Source organism: Klebsiella pneumoniae (genome assembly GCF_000742135.1).
In the GTDB taxonomy this organism is placed as follows: Bacteria; Pseudomonadota; Gammaproteobacteria; order Enterobacterales; family Enterobacteriaceae; genus Klebsiella; species Klebsiella pneumoniae.
Window position 1 is genome coordinate 3,929,987 of record NZ_KN046818.1, and the last position, 13,189, is coordinate 3,943,175.

At 56.4% G+C, this 13,189-nt stretch carries 14 protein-coding genes; 11 read left to right on the forward strand and 3 right to left on the reverse strand.

Features of this window, described 5'->3' with window-relative positions; all coding sequences use genetic code 11:
- Positions 1 to 30 precede the first annotated feature (30 nt).
- On the reverse strand, positions 31 to 720 hold the full coding sequence (gene ung, locus DR88_RS07060) for a uracil-DNA glycosylase (RefSeq protein ID WP_002914088.1): 690 nt from the start codon (positions 718 to 720) through the stop codon (positions 31 to 33).
- A gap of 312 nt (positions 721 to 1,032) precedes the next feature.
- Between ung and grcA the strand changes: the two genes are divergently transcribed.
- Positions 1,033 to 1,416, forward strand: a complete 384-nt coding sequence (grcA, locus tag DR88_RS07055; protein WP_002914084.1) for an autonomous glycyl radical cofactor GrcA — start codon at positions 1,033 to 1,035, stop codon at positions 1,414 to 1,416.
- A gap of 45 nt (positions 1,417 to 1,461) precedes the next feature.
- On the opposite strand, the gene srmB is transcribed toward grcA, so the two are convergent.
- Complete coding sequence (gene srmB / locus DR88_RS07050) at positions 1,462 to 2,793, reverse strand: ATP-dependent RNA helicase SrmB (RefSeq protein WP_002914082.1); 1,332 nt, start codon at positions 2,791 to 2,793, stop codon at positions 1,462 to 1,464.
- Between the two features lie 131 nt (positions 2,794 to 2,924).
- Between srmB and trmN the strand changes: the two genes are divergently transcribed.
- Complete coding sequence (trmN, locus tag DR88_RS07045; RefSeq protein WP_002914079.1) at positions 2,925 to 3,662, forward strand: tRNA(1)(Val) (adenine(37)-N(6))-methyltransferase TrmN; 738 nt, start codon at positions 2,925 to 2,927, stop codon at positions 3,660 to 3,662.
- Here the strand turns inward: trmN and nadB are convergent.
- Entirely contained in the window at positions 3,647 to 5,266 is a 1,620-nt protein-coding gene (nadB, locus tag DR88_RS07040) for an L-aspartate oxidase (protein ID WP_004144357.1), read from the reverse strand. The genes trmN and nadB overlap by 16 nt on opposite strands.
- A 328-nt stretch (positions 5,267 to 5,594) precedes the next feature.
- On the opposite strand from nadB, the gene rseD reads away from it, so the two are divergent.
- The 9 genes from rseD to era all read left to right on the forward strand — a co-directional run bounded on the left by rseD (position 5,595) and on the right by era (position 13,184).
- Entirely contained in the window at positions 5,595 to 5,690 is a 96-nt protein-coding gene (gene rseD / locus DR88_RS31760; protein WP_121980491.1) for a rpoE leader peptide RseD, read from the forward strand.
- A complete protein-coding gene (rpoE, locus tag DR88_RS07035; RefSeq protein WP_002914074.1) occupies positions 5,687 to 6,262 on the forward strand; it encodes an RNA polymerase sigma factor RpoE in 576 nt (191 codons plus the stop codon). Before rseD ends, rpoE begins: the two co-directional genes overlap by 4 nt.
- Positions 6,263 to 6,294: 32 nt before the next feature.
- The gene (rseA, locus tag DR88_RS07030) at positions 6,295 to 6,945 is read left to right on the forward strand and encodes an anti-sigma-E factor RseA (RefSeq protein ID WP_002914072.1); all 651 of its coding nucleotides are present in this window, start codon (positions 6,295 to 6,297) and stop codon (positions 6,943 to 6,945) included.
- Positions 6,945 to 7,901 (forward strand): sigma-E factor regulatory protein RseB, encoded by a 957-nt coding sequence (gene rseB, locus DR88_RS07025; RefSeq protein WP_004149365.1) that lies wholly within the window; start codon positions 6,945 to 6,947, stop codon positions 7,899 to 7,901. The genes rseA and rseB overlap by 1 nt, the downstream gene beginning before the upstream one ends.
- The gene (rseC, locus tag DR88_RS07020; protein WP_004144354.1) at positions 7,898 to 8,377 is read left to right on the forward strand and encodes a SoxR-reducing system protein RseC; all 480 of its coding nucleotides are present in this window, start codon (positions 7,898 to 7,900) and stop codon (positions 8,375 to 8,377) included. Before rseB ends, rseC begins: the two co-directional genes overlap by 4 nt.
- Positions 8,378 to 8,562: 185 nt before the next feature.
- Entirely contained in the window at positions 8,563 to 10,362 is a 1,800-nt protein-coding gene (lepA, locus tag DR88_RS07015; RefSeq protein WP_002914069.1) for a translation elongation factor 4, read from the forward strand.
- Positions 10,363 to 10,377: 15 nt separating this feature from the next.
- A complete protein-coding gene (lepB, locus tag DR88_RS07010) occupies positions 10,378 to 11,352 on the forward strand; it encodes a signal peptidase I (RefSeq protein WP_002914067.1) in 975 nt (324 codons plus the stop codon).
- 249 nt (positions 11,353 to 11,601) lie between these two features.
- Positions 11,602 to 12,282: a ribonuclease III gene (gene rnc / locus DR88_RS07005; protein WP_002914065.1), complete on the forward strand. Its 681-nt coding sequence runs from the start codon at positions 11,602 to 11,604 to the stop codon at positions 12,280 to 12,282.
- Entirely contained in the window at positions 12,279 to 13,184 is a 906-nt protein-coding gene (gene era / locus DR88_RS07000) for a GTPase Era (protein ID WP_002914063.1), read from the forward strand. The genes rnc and era overlap by 4 nt, the downstream gene beginning before the upstream one ends.
- The last annotated feature ends 5 nt before the right edge of the window (positions 13,185 to 13,189 follow it).

Consider the following 13,189-nt stretch of genomic DNA (forward strand, 5'->3'; position numbering starts at 1 on the left):
GCTGATGCTGGCTTTTTTTATGGCTGTCAATCACTCGCTTTCAGCGGGAAGGACCGGCATCCAGTCGATCGGCGTTTCGCCGCGGTCAACCAGCCACTGGTTGGTCTGTACGAAATGGTTGCAGCCAAAGAAGCCGCGATGCGCAGAGAGCGGTGATGGATGCGGCGCCTTCAGCACGCAGTGGCGCTGACGATCGATAATCGCGCCTTTCTTCTGCGCATGGGAGCCCCACAGCAGAAAAACTACTCCCTCGCAATGCTCATTGATTAAAGCGATAACCTTATCGGTAAAGGTCTCCCAGCCCAGACTGGCGTGCGAGTGCGCCTGTCCGGCGCGGACGGTCAGGACCGTATTCAGCAGCAGCACGCCCTGTCGTGCCCAGCTTTCGAGATAACCGTGGGTGGGGCGGGTAAAGCCGGGGATCGTGGCCTCCAGCTCTTTATACATATTCAGCAACGAAGGCGGGATCGCGACGCCCGGACGAACTGAGAACGCCAGACCATGGGCCTGACCCGGGCCGTGATAGGGGTCCTGGCCGAGAATGACGACTTTGACATCGCCCAGTTCAGTAAAGCGAAACGCATTGAAGACGTCTTTTTGCGGTGGATAGATGGTGATCCCGGACTGGCGCTCTTCGGCGACGGTCTTCAGAGTATTGAGAAAATAGGGTTGTTGCTTTTCATCCGCCAGCACGTCATGCCAGGTTAAAGGGGTGGTCATCTTGCTCTCCTGCAAAAGGGTCATCGCTATAGCTTAACGGCTTCTTTCTATAGAACAAAATCGGCACGGCCTGATGCCGGCTTTTATGCAAAAAAAATTGAAAATTTACAAAATTATTTATAGCTCACAATGGCGTAACTTGATGTAAAACAATAAAAACCTCCTATACCCACGTTGGGTGAGTGGTTTTTATTGATTTATATCAAGGAATGCCGAGGGGGCGGCTGATATATATACACTCATACAACAATGGTTTTACCAATTGGCCGCGAAGAGGCCAAAATCGAATAAACACTGCCTGGGAGGCATCAAATGATTACTGGTATCCAAATTACTAAAGCGGCAAACGACGACCTGCTCAACTCTTTCTGGCTGCTGGATAGCGAAAAAGGCGAAGCGCGCTGCCTGTGCGCCAAAGGTGGTTTTGCGGAAGATGATGTGGTTGCGGTAAGCAAACTGGGTGAAATCGAATACCGTGAAATCCCGGTGGACGTGAAACCGGAAGTGCGCGTCGAAGGCGGTCAGCACCTGAACGTTAACGTGCTGCGTCGCGAAACCCTGCTGGACGCGGTTGAGCATCCGGAAAAATATCCGCAGCTGACCATTCGTGTTTCCGGCTACGCGGTACGCTTCAACTCTCTGACGCCGGAACAGCAGCGCGACGTTATCGCCCGTACCTTTACCGAAAGCCTGTAAGGCTAACGCCAGATGTGAAAACGCCGGGATATCCCGGCGTTTTTTTTACTCATCGCTGGACGCTGATGGCGTCCCGGCCGCGCTTGGCTTCCGGCGCTTACCGATATTTTTCGTATCGCGGTGGCGCTTCTTCACCCGCGGTTTCTCTTTTTCATCTTTTTTCTTCTGCGCACGCTTCGCCAGCACTTTCTTCGATGGCTTACCCGTCAGCTTCTCGCTCGGCGCACGGGTCGTCGGGCGCAGTTCATCGATAACTCTGGCTTTCAACGGCTCTTCAATATAGCGACCAATCTTACCCAGCAGCAGGTGGTCATGAGCCTCGACCAGAGAAATGGCGGTCCCTTTTTTACCGGCGCGGCCGGTACGACCGATACGGTGCAGGTAGGTATCCGCGGTACGCGGCATATCGAAGTTAAAGACGTGGCTGACGTCCGGAATATCGATACCGCGGGCAGCGACGTCGGTGGCGATCAGCACGTTGACGCGGCCGTCGGTCAGGCGCTTGATAGCTTCGTTTCGCTTGGCCTGCACCATCTCGCCTTCCAGCCAGCAGGTGTTAATCCCGGCCTCACGCAGCCAGTTAGCCAGCTCATGCACGCGCTCGCGCTTACGCACAAACACGATAGCGCGGGTGGCTTCCGGCTGTTGCAACAGATTCACCAGCAGTTTGGTTTTATGTTCGATATCGTCGGCGCGGTAGTACCACTGATGGATTTTCTTACGCTCGCGGGTTGACGGATTGGCGGAAACTTCAACCGGCTCCTCCAGCAGACGCTCAGCGAAGTCTTTGATCGCATCGCCTTCCAGCGTCGCGGAGAACAGCATAGTCTGCTTGCGCCAGCGAGTTTCACCGGCGATGGTTTCGATATCCTGGGCAAAACCCATATCCAGCATGCGGTCGGCTTCATCGAGGATTAGGGTCTCGACGGCGCGGCAGTCGAAATTCTCTTCTTTAATATATTGCAGCAGGCGACCGGTGGTGGCGACTACGATGTCCTGGTTTTCGCTGAACACTTCCGCGTGGTTCATGTACGCCACGCCGCCGGTAATGGTAGCAATGTCCAGATGGGTATGCTTCGCCAGCTCGCGGGCGTGGTCGGCCACCTGCATCGCCAGCTCACGGGTCGGCGTCAGGATAAGAATGCGCGGCGGGCCGGATTTCTTACGCGGGAAATCGAGCAGGTGCTGCAACGCTGGCAGCAGATACGCCGCCGTTTTACCGGTGCCGGTCGGCGCTGAACCGAGAATGTCACGGCCATCGAGCGCAGGCGGAATAGCGGCGGCCTGAATGGCTGTCGGGCGAGTGAAACCTTTATCCTGGAGGGCCTCCAGCAGGTTTTCGTCGAGTTCAAGTTCGGAAAAAGTCGTTACAGTCATGTTCTACCTCTGAGTGGGCCGCCGATTATAGACGTTACTGACGTAATGTTCATCTGTTTGTAAGGCTATCTGTTCTCCGGTATTGTGCATAGCCTTAGGTTCAGGAGTTTTTGTCGGCAAGGTTATTGAGGATGTCTCAGTCGAAGTTTGCGCTGCCGCGCAATGGTTTTACCTTCAAACGGTTCTTTGTCGCTCACGATCGCTGCGCCATGAAGGTGGGTACCGACGGCATTTTGCTGGGCGCCTGGGCGCCGATTGCCGGAGTGAAGCATGTGCTGGATATTGGCGCGGGCAGCGGCCTGCTGGCGCTGATGCTCGCGCAGCGTACCGGAGATGATGTGCATGTCGAGGCGGTAGAACTGGACGAAGAGGCCGCCGCTCAGGCGCGGGAAAACGCCCTCGCGTCGCCGTGGGCTTCGCGGATTGAGGTCTGGCAGGCCGATATTCATCAGTGGCAGCCGTCGCAAACTCGACGCTATGAACTGATAATCAGTAATCCGCCCTTTTTTGCCGAAGGCGTGCCATGCGCGACCTCGCAGCGAGAGCAGGCGCGGTACACCACGACGCTCGATCACGCCTCCCTGCTGACCTGTGCCGCAGAGCATATTACCGAAGAAGGTTTTTTTTGCGTGGTGTTGCCGGTGGATATTGGTAATGCGTTCATCGAACGGGCAAGGGCGATGGGCTGGCATCTGCGACTGCGTACTGACGTGGCGGAGACCGAGCTGCGACCGCCGCATCGGGTGCTGCTGGCTTTCTCCCCGACGGCAGGGGAGTGTTTCAGCGACAGGCTGGCGATCCGCGGGCCAGAGCAGCAATATTCGGAAGGCTTTACCGCTCTGACCGAGGACTTTTATCTCTTTATGTGAGCCAGGGGCGAGAGTATCGACGGGCCGCTGTCAGGCAGCGGCTGCGGATAGTCGAGGGTATAATGCAGACCGCGGCTCTCCTTACGCAACATCGCGCAGCGTACGATAAGCTCCGCCACCTGCACCAGATTGCGCAGTTCCAGCAAATTATTCGAGACGCGGAAGCGGGCGTAATACTCATCCAGCTCCTGCTGGAGCATGGTAATGCGCCGCAGGGCGCGCTCCAGCCTGCGGGTGGTGCGCACAATCCCCACGTAATCCCACATCAGCAGGCGCAGTTCGTGCCAGTTGTGCTGGATAACCACCAGTTCATCCGGGATCTCCACCTGACTTTCATCCCATGCTGGCAGCGTGGCGACCTTCTGAGCGAGCGGCAGGCGCCGGGTAATATCCTCCGCGGCGGACCAGCCATAGACCAGGCACTCCAGCAACGAGTTCGACGCCATACGATTCGCGCCGTGCAGCCCGGTGTAGCTGACTTCGCCGATGGCGTATAAACCATCGACGTCGGTGCGGCCATTATCATCCACCATCACGCCGCCGCAGGTGTAATGCGCGGCGGGGACGACCGGCACCGGATCTTTGGTTAAATCAATTCCCAGGCCGAGCAGCTTTTCATAAATCATCGGGAAATGCTGGCGAACAAACGCCTCGGGTTTATGGCTGATATCAAGGAACATACAGTCTACGCCCAGTCGCTTCATTTCATGGTCGATGGCGCGGGCGACGATATCGCGCGGGGCCAGCTCGCCGCGCTCGTCAAAGTCCGGCATAAAGCGGGTGCCATCCGGGCGTTTAAGGTGGGCGCCTTCGCCGCGCAGCGCTTCAGTAAGCAGGAAATTACGCGCCTGGGGGTGATATAGCGCGGTGGGGTGGAACTGGTTAAACTCCAGATTCGCCACCCGACATCCCGCCCGCCAGGCCATCGCAATCCCGTCTCCGGAAGAGACGTCGGGGTTAGTGGTATATTGATAAACCTTCGCGGCCCCGCCGGTAGCGAGTACTACGGCTTTCGCGCTGCAGGTTTCCACCCGCTCTTTATTACGATTCCAGATCCATGCCCCGACCACCCGGCGGGTGCCCGGCAGGCCAATCTTATCCGATACGATCAAATCGACGGCATTGCTGCGCTCAAGGATGCGGATATTAGGATGGGCAAGCGCTTTATCGACCAGCGTCGTCTCTACCGCTTTGCCGGTGGCGTCGGCGGCGTGAAGAATGCGCCGATGGCTGTGCCCCCCTTCGCGCGTGAGATGATAGCTCTCTTCGCCATTGGCCTGGACCTGGGTGTCAAACAGCACTCCCTGATCGATAAGCCACTGGACGCATGATCGGGCGTTGCTGGCGACGAAGGTGACCGCATGACGATCGCAGAGCCCCGCGCCGGCGATGAGGGTATCTTCGACATGGGATTCAATACTGTCCGTCTCATCGAAGACGGCGGCAATCCCACCCTGGGCGTAGAACGTCGAACCTTCGCTGATCGGCCCTTTACTCAGCACTGTCACCGAACTGTGCTCAGCCAGGCGCAGGGCAAGGGAAAGACCGGCAGCGCCGCTGCCGATAATCAACACATCACAAGAGAAGTCAGGAGTGGTATTCATTGTCTTTGTTTAATTTACTAAACGCATTTAGCTCACAATAGCACCGGTCCGTGAGGAATCGTACAATTTTTTTGTCTGCTGTTGTGACGGCTAAACAAAAGGCGAACGGAAACGGCGTCTTGCGCGCTGAAAATGAGACGCGGGGAAGGTTGATGGCATTGGATTTTATAGTGAAATAAACGGCGTGTTACGATACCCTTCAGACGGGCCTGCGCTTTTTCTTATTGACTTACCTATCGTTTAGCAACCTGGGCATATAATGATTGATAACGATCTGCCGCCGTTGCCAGACAAAAAACAAAAAGCGTAACGGAACTTTATTGTTTTCATGCACTCCAACAGTCAGCTTGCTCATAATGCAGATTTTGGGTGGTGTTTTGAAGACGCATGGGAATTGGGTTTGGGGAGACATTACCTCGGATGAGCGAGCAGTTAACGGATCAGGTCCTTGTTGAACGGGTCCAGAAAGGAGATCAGAAAGCGTTTAATTTGCTGGTAGTGCGCTATCAGCATAAGGTCGCGAGCCTGGTTTCCCGCTATGTACCGCCGGGCGATATCGCTGACGTTGTTCAGGAATCGTTCGTTAAGGCATGGCGTGCGCTGGACTCTTTCCGGGGAGATAGCGCTTTTTACACCTGGTTATACCGTATCGCCGTCAACACGGCGAAGAATTATCTGGTTGCTCAGGGGCGCCGTCCGCCGTCCAGCGATGTTGACGCCAACGAGGCGGAAAACTTCGAAAGCGGCGGGGCGTTGAAAGAAATTTCGAACCCTGAGAACTTAATGTTGTCAGAAGAACTGAGACAAATAGTTTTTCGTACCATTGAATCGCTCCCGGAAGATTTACGCATGGCAATTACGTTACGGGAGCTGGATGGCCTGAGCTATGAAGAGATAGCCGCTATCATGGATTGTCCGGTTGGGACGGTGCGTTCGCGTATCTTCCGGGCGCGAGAAGCTATTGATAATAAAGTTCAACCGCTTATCAGGCGTTGACGATAGCGGAATACTGGAAAAGGGTATCAGGCATGCAGAAAGAAAAACTTTCGGCTTTAATGGATGGTGAAACGCTGGATAACGAACTGCTCAACGAGCTGAGTCGTTCTTCTGAGATGCAAAAAACCTGGGAGAGTTATCACCTTATCCGCGATACGCTGCGTGGCGATACCGCTGAGGTGCTGCAATTTGATATCTCCGCCCGGGTGATGGCCGCCATTGAAAATGAGCCCGTTCGTCAGACGGCTCCGCTTATTCCTGAATCTCAGCCCGCACCGCATCAGTGGCGGCAGATGCCGTTCTGGAACAAGGTGCGTCCGTGGGCCAGCTCCCTGACTCAAATGGGCGTTGCCGCCTGCGTATCGCTTGCGGTTATCGTCGGCGTCCAGCACTATAATGGTCAGTCTGATTCCGCTCAGCAGCCAGAAGCGCCGGTGTTCAATACGCTGCCCATGATGGGTAAAGCAAGCCCGGTAAGTCTTGGCGTGCCGGCTGACGCGTCAGCGGGAAGCGGCCAGCAGGCGCAGGTCCAGGAACAGCGCCGCCGAATTAACGCCATGCTGCAGGACTACGAACTGCAGCGCCGCCTGCACGCTGAGCAGCTTCAGTTTGGCCAGGCCCAGACTCAGCAGGCCGCAGTCCAGGTACCGGGCTATCAAACTTTAGGAACGCAATCGCAGTAATGAAGCAACTTTGGTGTGCCATGTCGCTCATGGCAGGCAGCCTGTTGTTCTCTGTCAACGCCTCGGCTGATGCATCGTCCGGGGCGTTGTTGCAGCAGATGAACCTGGCCAGCCAGTCTCTCAATTATGAGCTGTCTTTTGTTAGCATCAGCAAACAAGGCGTTGAGTCGCTGCGCTATCGTCACGCGCGACTGAACAACCAACCGCTGGCGCAGTTGCTGCAGCTGGACGGTCCGCGCCGGGAAGTGGTCCTGCGCGGCACGGAAATCAGCTATTTTGAACCCGGTCTCGATCCGTTCACCCTGAACGGCGACTATATCGTCGATTCGCTGCCATCGCTGGTATATAGCGATTTCAAACGCCTCTCCGCGGCGTATGATTTTATTTCCGTGGGCCGTACCCGTATCGCTGACCGCCTCTGCGACGTGATCCGCGTCGTGGCTCGCGACGGCACGCGCTACAGCTTTATCGCCTGGCTGGATGCTGAAACTAAGCTGCCGCTGCGCGTCGATTTGCTCGACCGCGACGGGGAAACGCTGGAGCAGTTCCGGGTCGTCTCCTTCAACGTTGGCGATAACGTCAGCGCCAGCATGGAGACGCTGGCAAAAGCGAATTTGCCGCCGCAGCTGTCGGTGCCTGAAGGAGGCGACAAAGCCAACTTCAACTGGGCGCCGACGTGGCTCCCGCAGGGCGTGACTGAGGTTTCCAGCAGCCAGCGCCGTCTTCCCACCTTTGACGGTCCGGTAGAATCACGTCTCTATTCCGACGGCTTGTTCAGCTTCTCGATCAATATCAACCGCGCCACGGCGGCCAGCAGCGACCAGCTGTTGCGCACCGGCCGACGCACCGTCAGCACGACGGTGCGCGATAACGCGGAGATAACCGTAGTGGGCGAGCTGCCGCCGCAGACGGCGAAGCGTATCTCTGACAGTATTAAATTCAAGGCAGTACAATGATTAAAGAGTGGGCTACCGTGGTTTCCTGGCATAACGGCGTGGCGCAGGTGCACTGCGACGTTAAAGCCTCCTGCAGCAGCTGCGCCTCCCGTGCCGGCTGCGGTAGCCGGGTGCTAAACAAGCTGGGGCCGCAGACCAGCCATACCATTAGCGTGCCCTGCGAGCAGCCGTTGGCCGCGGGGCAAAAAGTGGAGCTGGGGATCGCTGAAAGCAGCCTGCTGGGCTCAGCGATGCTGGTGTATATGGCGCCGCTGGCGGGGCTGTTTGTAATGGCGTCTATTTTTCAGGTGCTGTTTGCCAGCGATATTGCGTCACTTTGCGGCGCGCTGCTGGGCGGCGTCGGCGGCTTCCTGGTGGCGCGCGGTCTGTCGCCGCGACTGGCGGCACGTCAGTCCTGGCAGCCGGTGATTTTGAACGTCGCACTGCCGCCGGATCTGCTGCGTGTTGATACGCCTTCCTCCGACATGGGCCAGTGATTTCACTGGCCCTTATCTTTATTTACCTTTCCTGTTACAACGCCACAATTTCTGCGGGTATGCTGGATCTAACAGCATTTCCTGGTTTCGCGGATGTAGTGTAGAATGCGGCGTTTTCGGATTAAAAAACGTCAGGCACAGTACAGCGGCCTCATGATACTCGTAAGGCATAATTAACTCTAAATATGAAGAATATACGTAACTTTTCGATCATCGCTCACATCGACCACGGTAAGTCGACGCTGTCTGACCGTATCATCCAGATTTGCGGTGGCCTTTCTGATCGTGAAATGGAAGCCCAGGTTCTGGACTCCATGGATCTTGAGCGCGAACGCGGGATCACCATCAAGGCGCAGAGCGTCACCCTGGACTATAAGGCCAGCGACGGTGAGACCTACCAGCTGAACTTTATCGACACCCCGGGCCACGTAGACTTCTCTTATGAAGTTTCCCGTTCTCTTGCCGCGTGCGAAGGCGCGCTGCTGGTGGTAGACGCCGGGCAGGGGGTAGAAGCCCAGACCCTGGCCAACTGCTACACCGCCATGGAGATGGATCTCGAAGTGGTTCCGGTACTCAACAAGATCGACCTGCCTGCGGCCGACCCTGAGCGCGTAGCGGACGAGATTGAAGATATCGTCGGGATCGACGCCCACGACGCGGTGCGCTGCTCAGCGAAAACCGGCGTCGGCGTGACCGACGTGCTGGAGCGTCTGGTGCGCGATATCCCGCCGCCGGAAGGCGATCCGGACGCGCCGCTGCAGGCGCTGATTATCGACTCCTGGTTCGATAACTACCTCGGCGTGGTGTCGCTGGTGCGGATTAAAAACGGCACCATGCGCAAGGGCGACAAGATCAAGGTCATGAGCACCGGCCAGGTCTATAACGCTGATCGTCTGGGCATCTTCACCCCGAAACAGGTTGACCGTACCGAGCTGAAATGCGGCGAGGTAGGCTGGCTGGTCTGCGCGATCAAAGACATCCTCGGCGCGCCGGTGGGCGATACCCTGACCGCCGCCCGCAACCCGGCAGACAAAGCGCTGCCTGGCTTTAAGAAGGTGAAACCGCAGGTGTATGCCGGCCTGTTCCCGGTGAGCTCCGATGATTATGAAGCTTTCCGCGACGCGCTGGGCAAACTGAGCCTTAACGATGCCTCTCTGTTCTACGAGCCGGAAAGCTCTACCGCGCTGGGCTTCGGCTTCCGCTGCGGCTTCCTCGGCCTGCTGCACATGGAGATCATTCAGGAGCGTCTGGAGCGTGAATACGATCTCGACCTGATCACCACCGCGCCGACGGTAGTCTACGAAGTAGAGACCACCTCCAAAGAAGTTATCTACGTCGACAGCCCGTCCAAGCTGCCGCCGCTGAATAATATTCAGGAGCTGCGCGAGCCGATCGCCGAGTGTCACATGCTGCTGCCGCAGGAGTTCCTCGGCAACGTGATTACCTTGTGTGTCGAGAAGCGTGGGGTGCAGACCAACATGGTTTACCACGGTAAACAGGTGGCGCTGACCTATGAAATTCCGATGGCGGAAGTGGTTCTCGACTTCTTTGACCGCCTGAAGTCCACCTCCCGCGGCTATGCGTCGCTGGACTACAACTTCAAACGCTTCCAGGCGTCGAACATGGTACGCGTCGATGTGCTGATCAACGGTGAGCGCGTCGATGCGCTGGCGCTGATCACCCACAACGATAACGCGCCGTATCGCGGCCGCGAGCTGGTGGAAAAGATGAAAGATCTGATTCCGCGTCAGCAGTTCGATATCGCGATTCAGGCGGCCATCGGTAACCACATTATCGCGCGCTCTACGGTGAAACAGCTGCGTAAAAACGTCCTGGCGAAATGCTACGGCGGCGACGTCAGCCGTAAGAAAAAGCTGCTGCAGAAGCAGAAAGAAGGTAAGAAGCGTATGAAGCAGGTCGGTAACGTTGAGCTGCCGCAGGAAGCGTTCCTCGCCATTCTGCACGTTGGTAAAGACGGCAAATAACCCTAAGGAGTTGGCATGGCGAACATGTTTGCCCTGATCCTGGTGATTGCAACCCTGGTGACGGGCGTTTTATGGTGCCTGGACAAGTTCATTTTTGCACCGAAACGTCGTGAACGTCAGGCCGCTGCTCAGGCAGCGACCGGCGAGCAACTGGACAAGAAGACGCTGAAGAAAGTCGGCCCGAAACCGGGCTGGCTGGAAACCGGCGCATCGGTTTTCCCGGTGCTGGCGATCGTTCTGGTGGTACGTTCATTTATTTATGAGCCTTTCCAGATCCCTTCAGGTTCGATGATGCCAACGCTGCTCATCGGCGATTTTATTCTGGTGGAGAAATTTGCCTACGGCATTAAAGATCCTATCTACCAGAAAACGCTGATCGAGACCGGCCATCCGAAGCGCGGCGACATCGTGGTGTTTAAATATCCGGAAGACCCGCGTCTGGACTACATTAAGCGCGCGGTGGGGTTACCGGGTGATAAGGTCACCTACGATCCGGTTGCCAAACAGGTCACTATTCAGCCGGGCTGCAGTTCCGGACAGGCCTGCGGCAACGCGCTGCCGGTGACCTATTCCAACGTGGAGCCGAGCGATTTTGTTCAGACCTTCTCCCGCAGCAACGGCGGCGAAGCGAGCAGCGGTTTCTGGCAGTTGCCGAAGGGCGAAACCAAAGCCGACGGCATTCGTCTTACCGAGCGTCAGGAGACATTGGGCGACGTGACGCACCGAATTCTGATGGTGCCGATTGCCCAAGATCAGGTTGGGATGTACTACCATCAGTCCGGTCTGCCGCTGGCCACCTGGATTGTGCCGCCCGGTCAGTACTTCATGATGGGCGACAACCGGGATAACAGCGCCGACAGCCGGTACTGGGGCTTTGTGCCGGAAGCCAACCTGGTCGGAAAAGCAACCGCTATCTGGATGAGTTTTGAAAAGCAGGAAGGTGAATGGCCGACCGGCGTGCGGTTATCGCGCATTGGTGGAATTCATTAATTTCCTCTGCTGAATTCACGTCGCTGCTGTTATCGCAGCGGCGTGAATTATTTAGTATTTAAATCCATTCAAACTAACGACATCCCGTGTCGTTGCGTATAGAATATCCCCCCGAAGTTTTTGGTTGTCGCTCTGCCGGGTGACACTGCACACGAAAGCGTATTGGTCTGTTTCAAATTACTGTTTGAAGCGAATGCTCAGGTCGGTTTCGTGTGCTGCATCTTTGACGCATTCATTTATTGGTAACGCATGAACCCCATCGTAATTAATCGGCTTCAACGAAAGCTGGGCTACACTTTTCATCATCAGGAGCTGTTGCAACAGGCATTAACTCACCGCAGTGCCAGCAGCAAACATAATGAGCGCCTGGAATTTTTAGGTGACTCCATTTTAAGTTTCGTGATCGCGAATGCGCTGTATCATCGCTTTCCTCGTGTCGATGAAGGCGATATGAGCCGTATGCGCGCGACGCTGGTGCGCGGCAACACGCTGGCGGAGATCGCCCGCGAGTTTGAGCTGGGCGAGTGTCTGCGCCTCGGGCCGGGAGAGCTGAAAAGCGGCGGTTTCCGTCGCGAATCGATTCTCGCGGATACCGTTGAAGCGTTAATTGGCGGGGTTTTCCTCGACAGCGATATTCAGAACGTTGAACGCTTAATCCTCTCCTGGTACCAGACCCGTCTGGACGAAATCAGTCCGGGCGATAAGCAAAAGGATCCGAAGACGCGTCTGCAGGAGTATCTGCAGGGACGTCATCTGCCGCTGCCGTCTTACCTGGTGGTCCAGGTTCGCGGCGAAGCGCACGATCAGGAATTTACTATCCACTGCCAGGTCAGTGGCCTGAGTGAACCGGTGGTTGGCACAGGTTCCAGCCGTCGTAAGGCGGAGCAGGCTGCCGCCGAACAGGCGCTGAAAAAGCTGGAGCTGGAATGAGCGAAGAAAAAAGTTATTGTGGGTTTGTCGCCATCGTGGGTCGTCCAAACGTTGGCAAATCCACGCTGTTGAACAAGCTGCTTGGGCAGAAGATCTCGATCACCTCCCGTAAAGCGCAGACCACCCGTCACCGCATCGTCGGTATCCATACCGAAGGGCCGTATCAGGCGATTTACGTTGATACTCCGGGCCTGCATATGGAAGAGAAGCGTGCCATTAACCGCTTAATGAACAAAGCAGCCAGCAGTTCGATTGGCGACGTGGAACTGGTCATCTTCGTGGTGGAAGGCACCCGCTGGACGCAGGACGACGAGATGGTGCTCAACAAGCTGCGCGACGCGAAAGCGCCGGTGATCCTCGCGGTCAACAAGGTGGATAACGTGCAGGAAAAAGCGGATCTGTTACCGCACCTGCAGTTCCTCGCTAGCCAGATGAATTTCCTCGATATCGTACCGATCTCAGCGGAAACCGGCACCAACGTTGATACCATCGCGGCGATCGTGCGTAAGCATCTGCCGGAAGCGATCCATCACTTCCCGGAAGATTATATTACCGATCGCTCACAACGCTTTATGGCCTCCGAAATCATCCGTGAAAAACTGATGCGTTTCCTCGGCGCTGAGCTGCCGTACTCCGTCACCGTGGAAATCGAACGTTTCGTCAGCAACGAGCGCGGCGGTTACGATATCAACGGCCTGATCCTCGTCGAGCGCGAAGGGCAGAAAAAGATGGTGATTGGCAACAAAGGCGCCAAAATTAAAACCATCGGTATCGAAGCGCGTAAGGACATGCAGGAGATGTTTGAAGCGCCGGTGCACCTCGAGCTGTGGGTGAAAGTGAAATCCGGCTGGGCCGATGACGAGCGCGCCCTGCGCAGTCTCGGTTACGTTGACGACCTCTGAGTTAA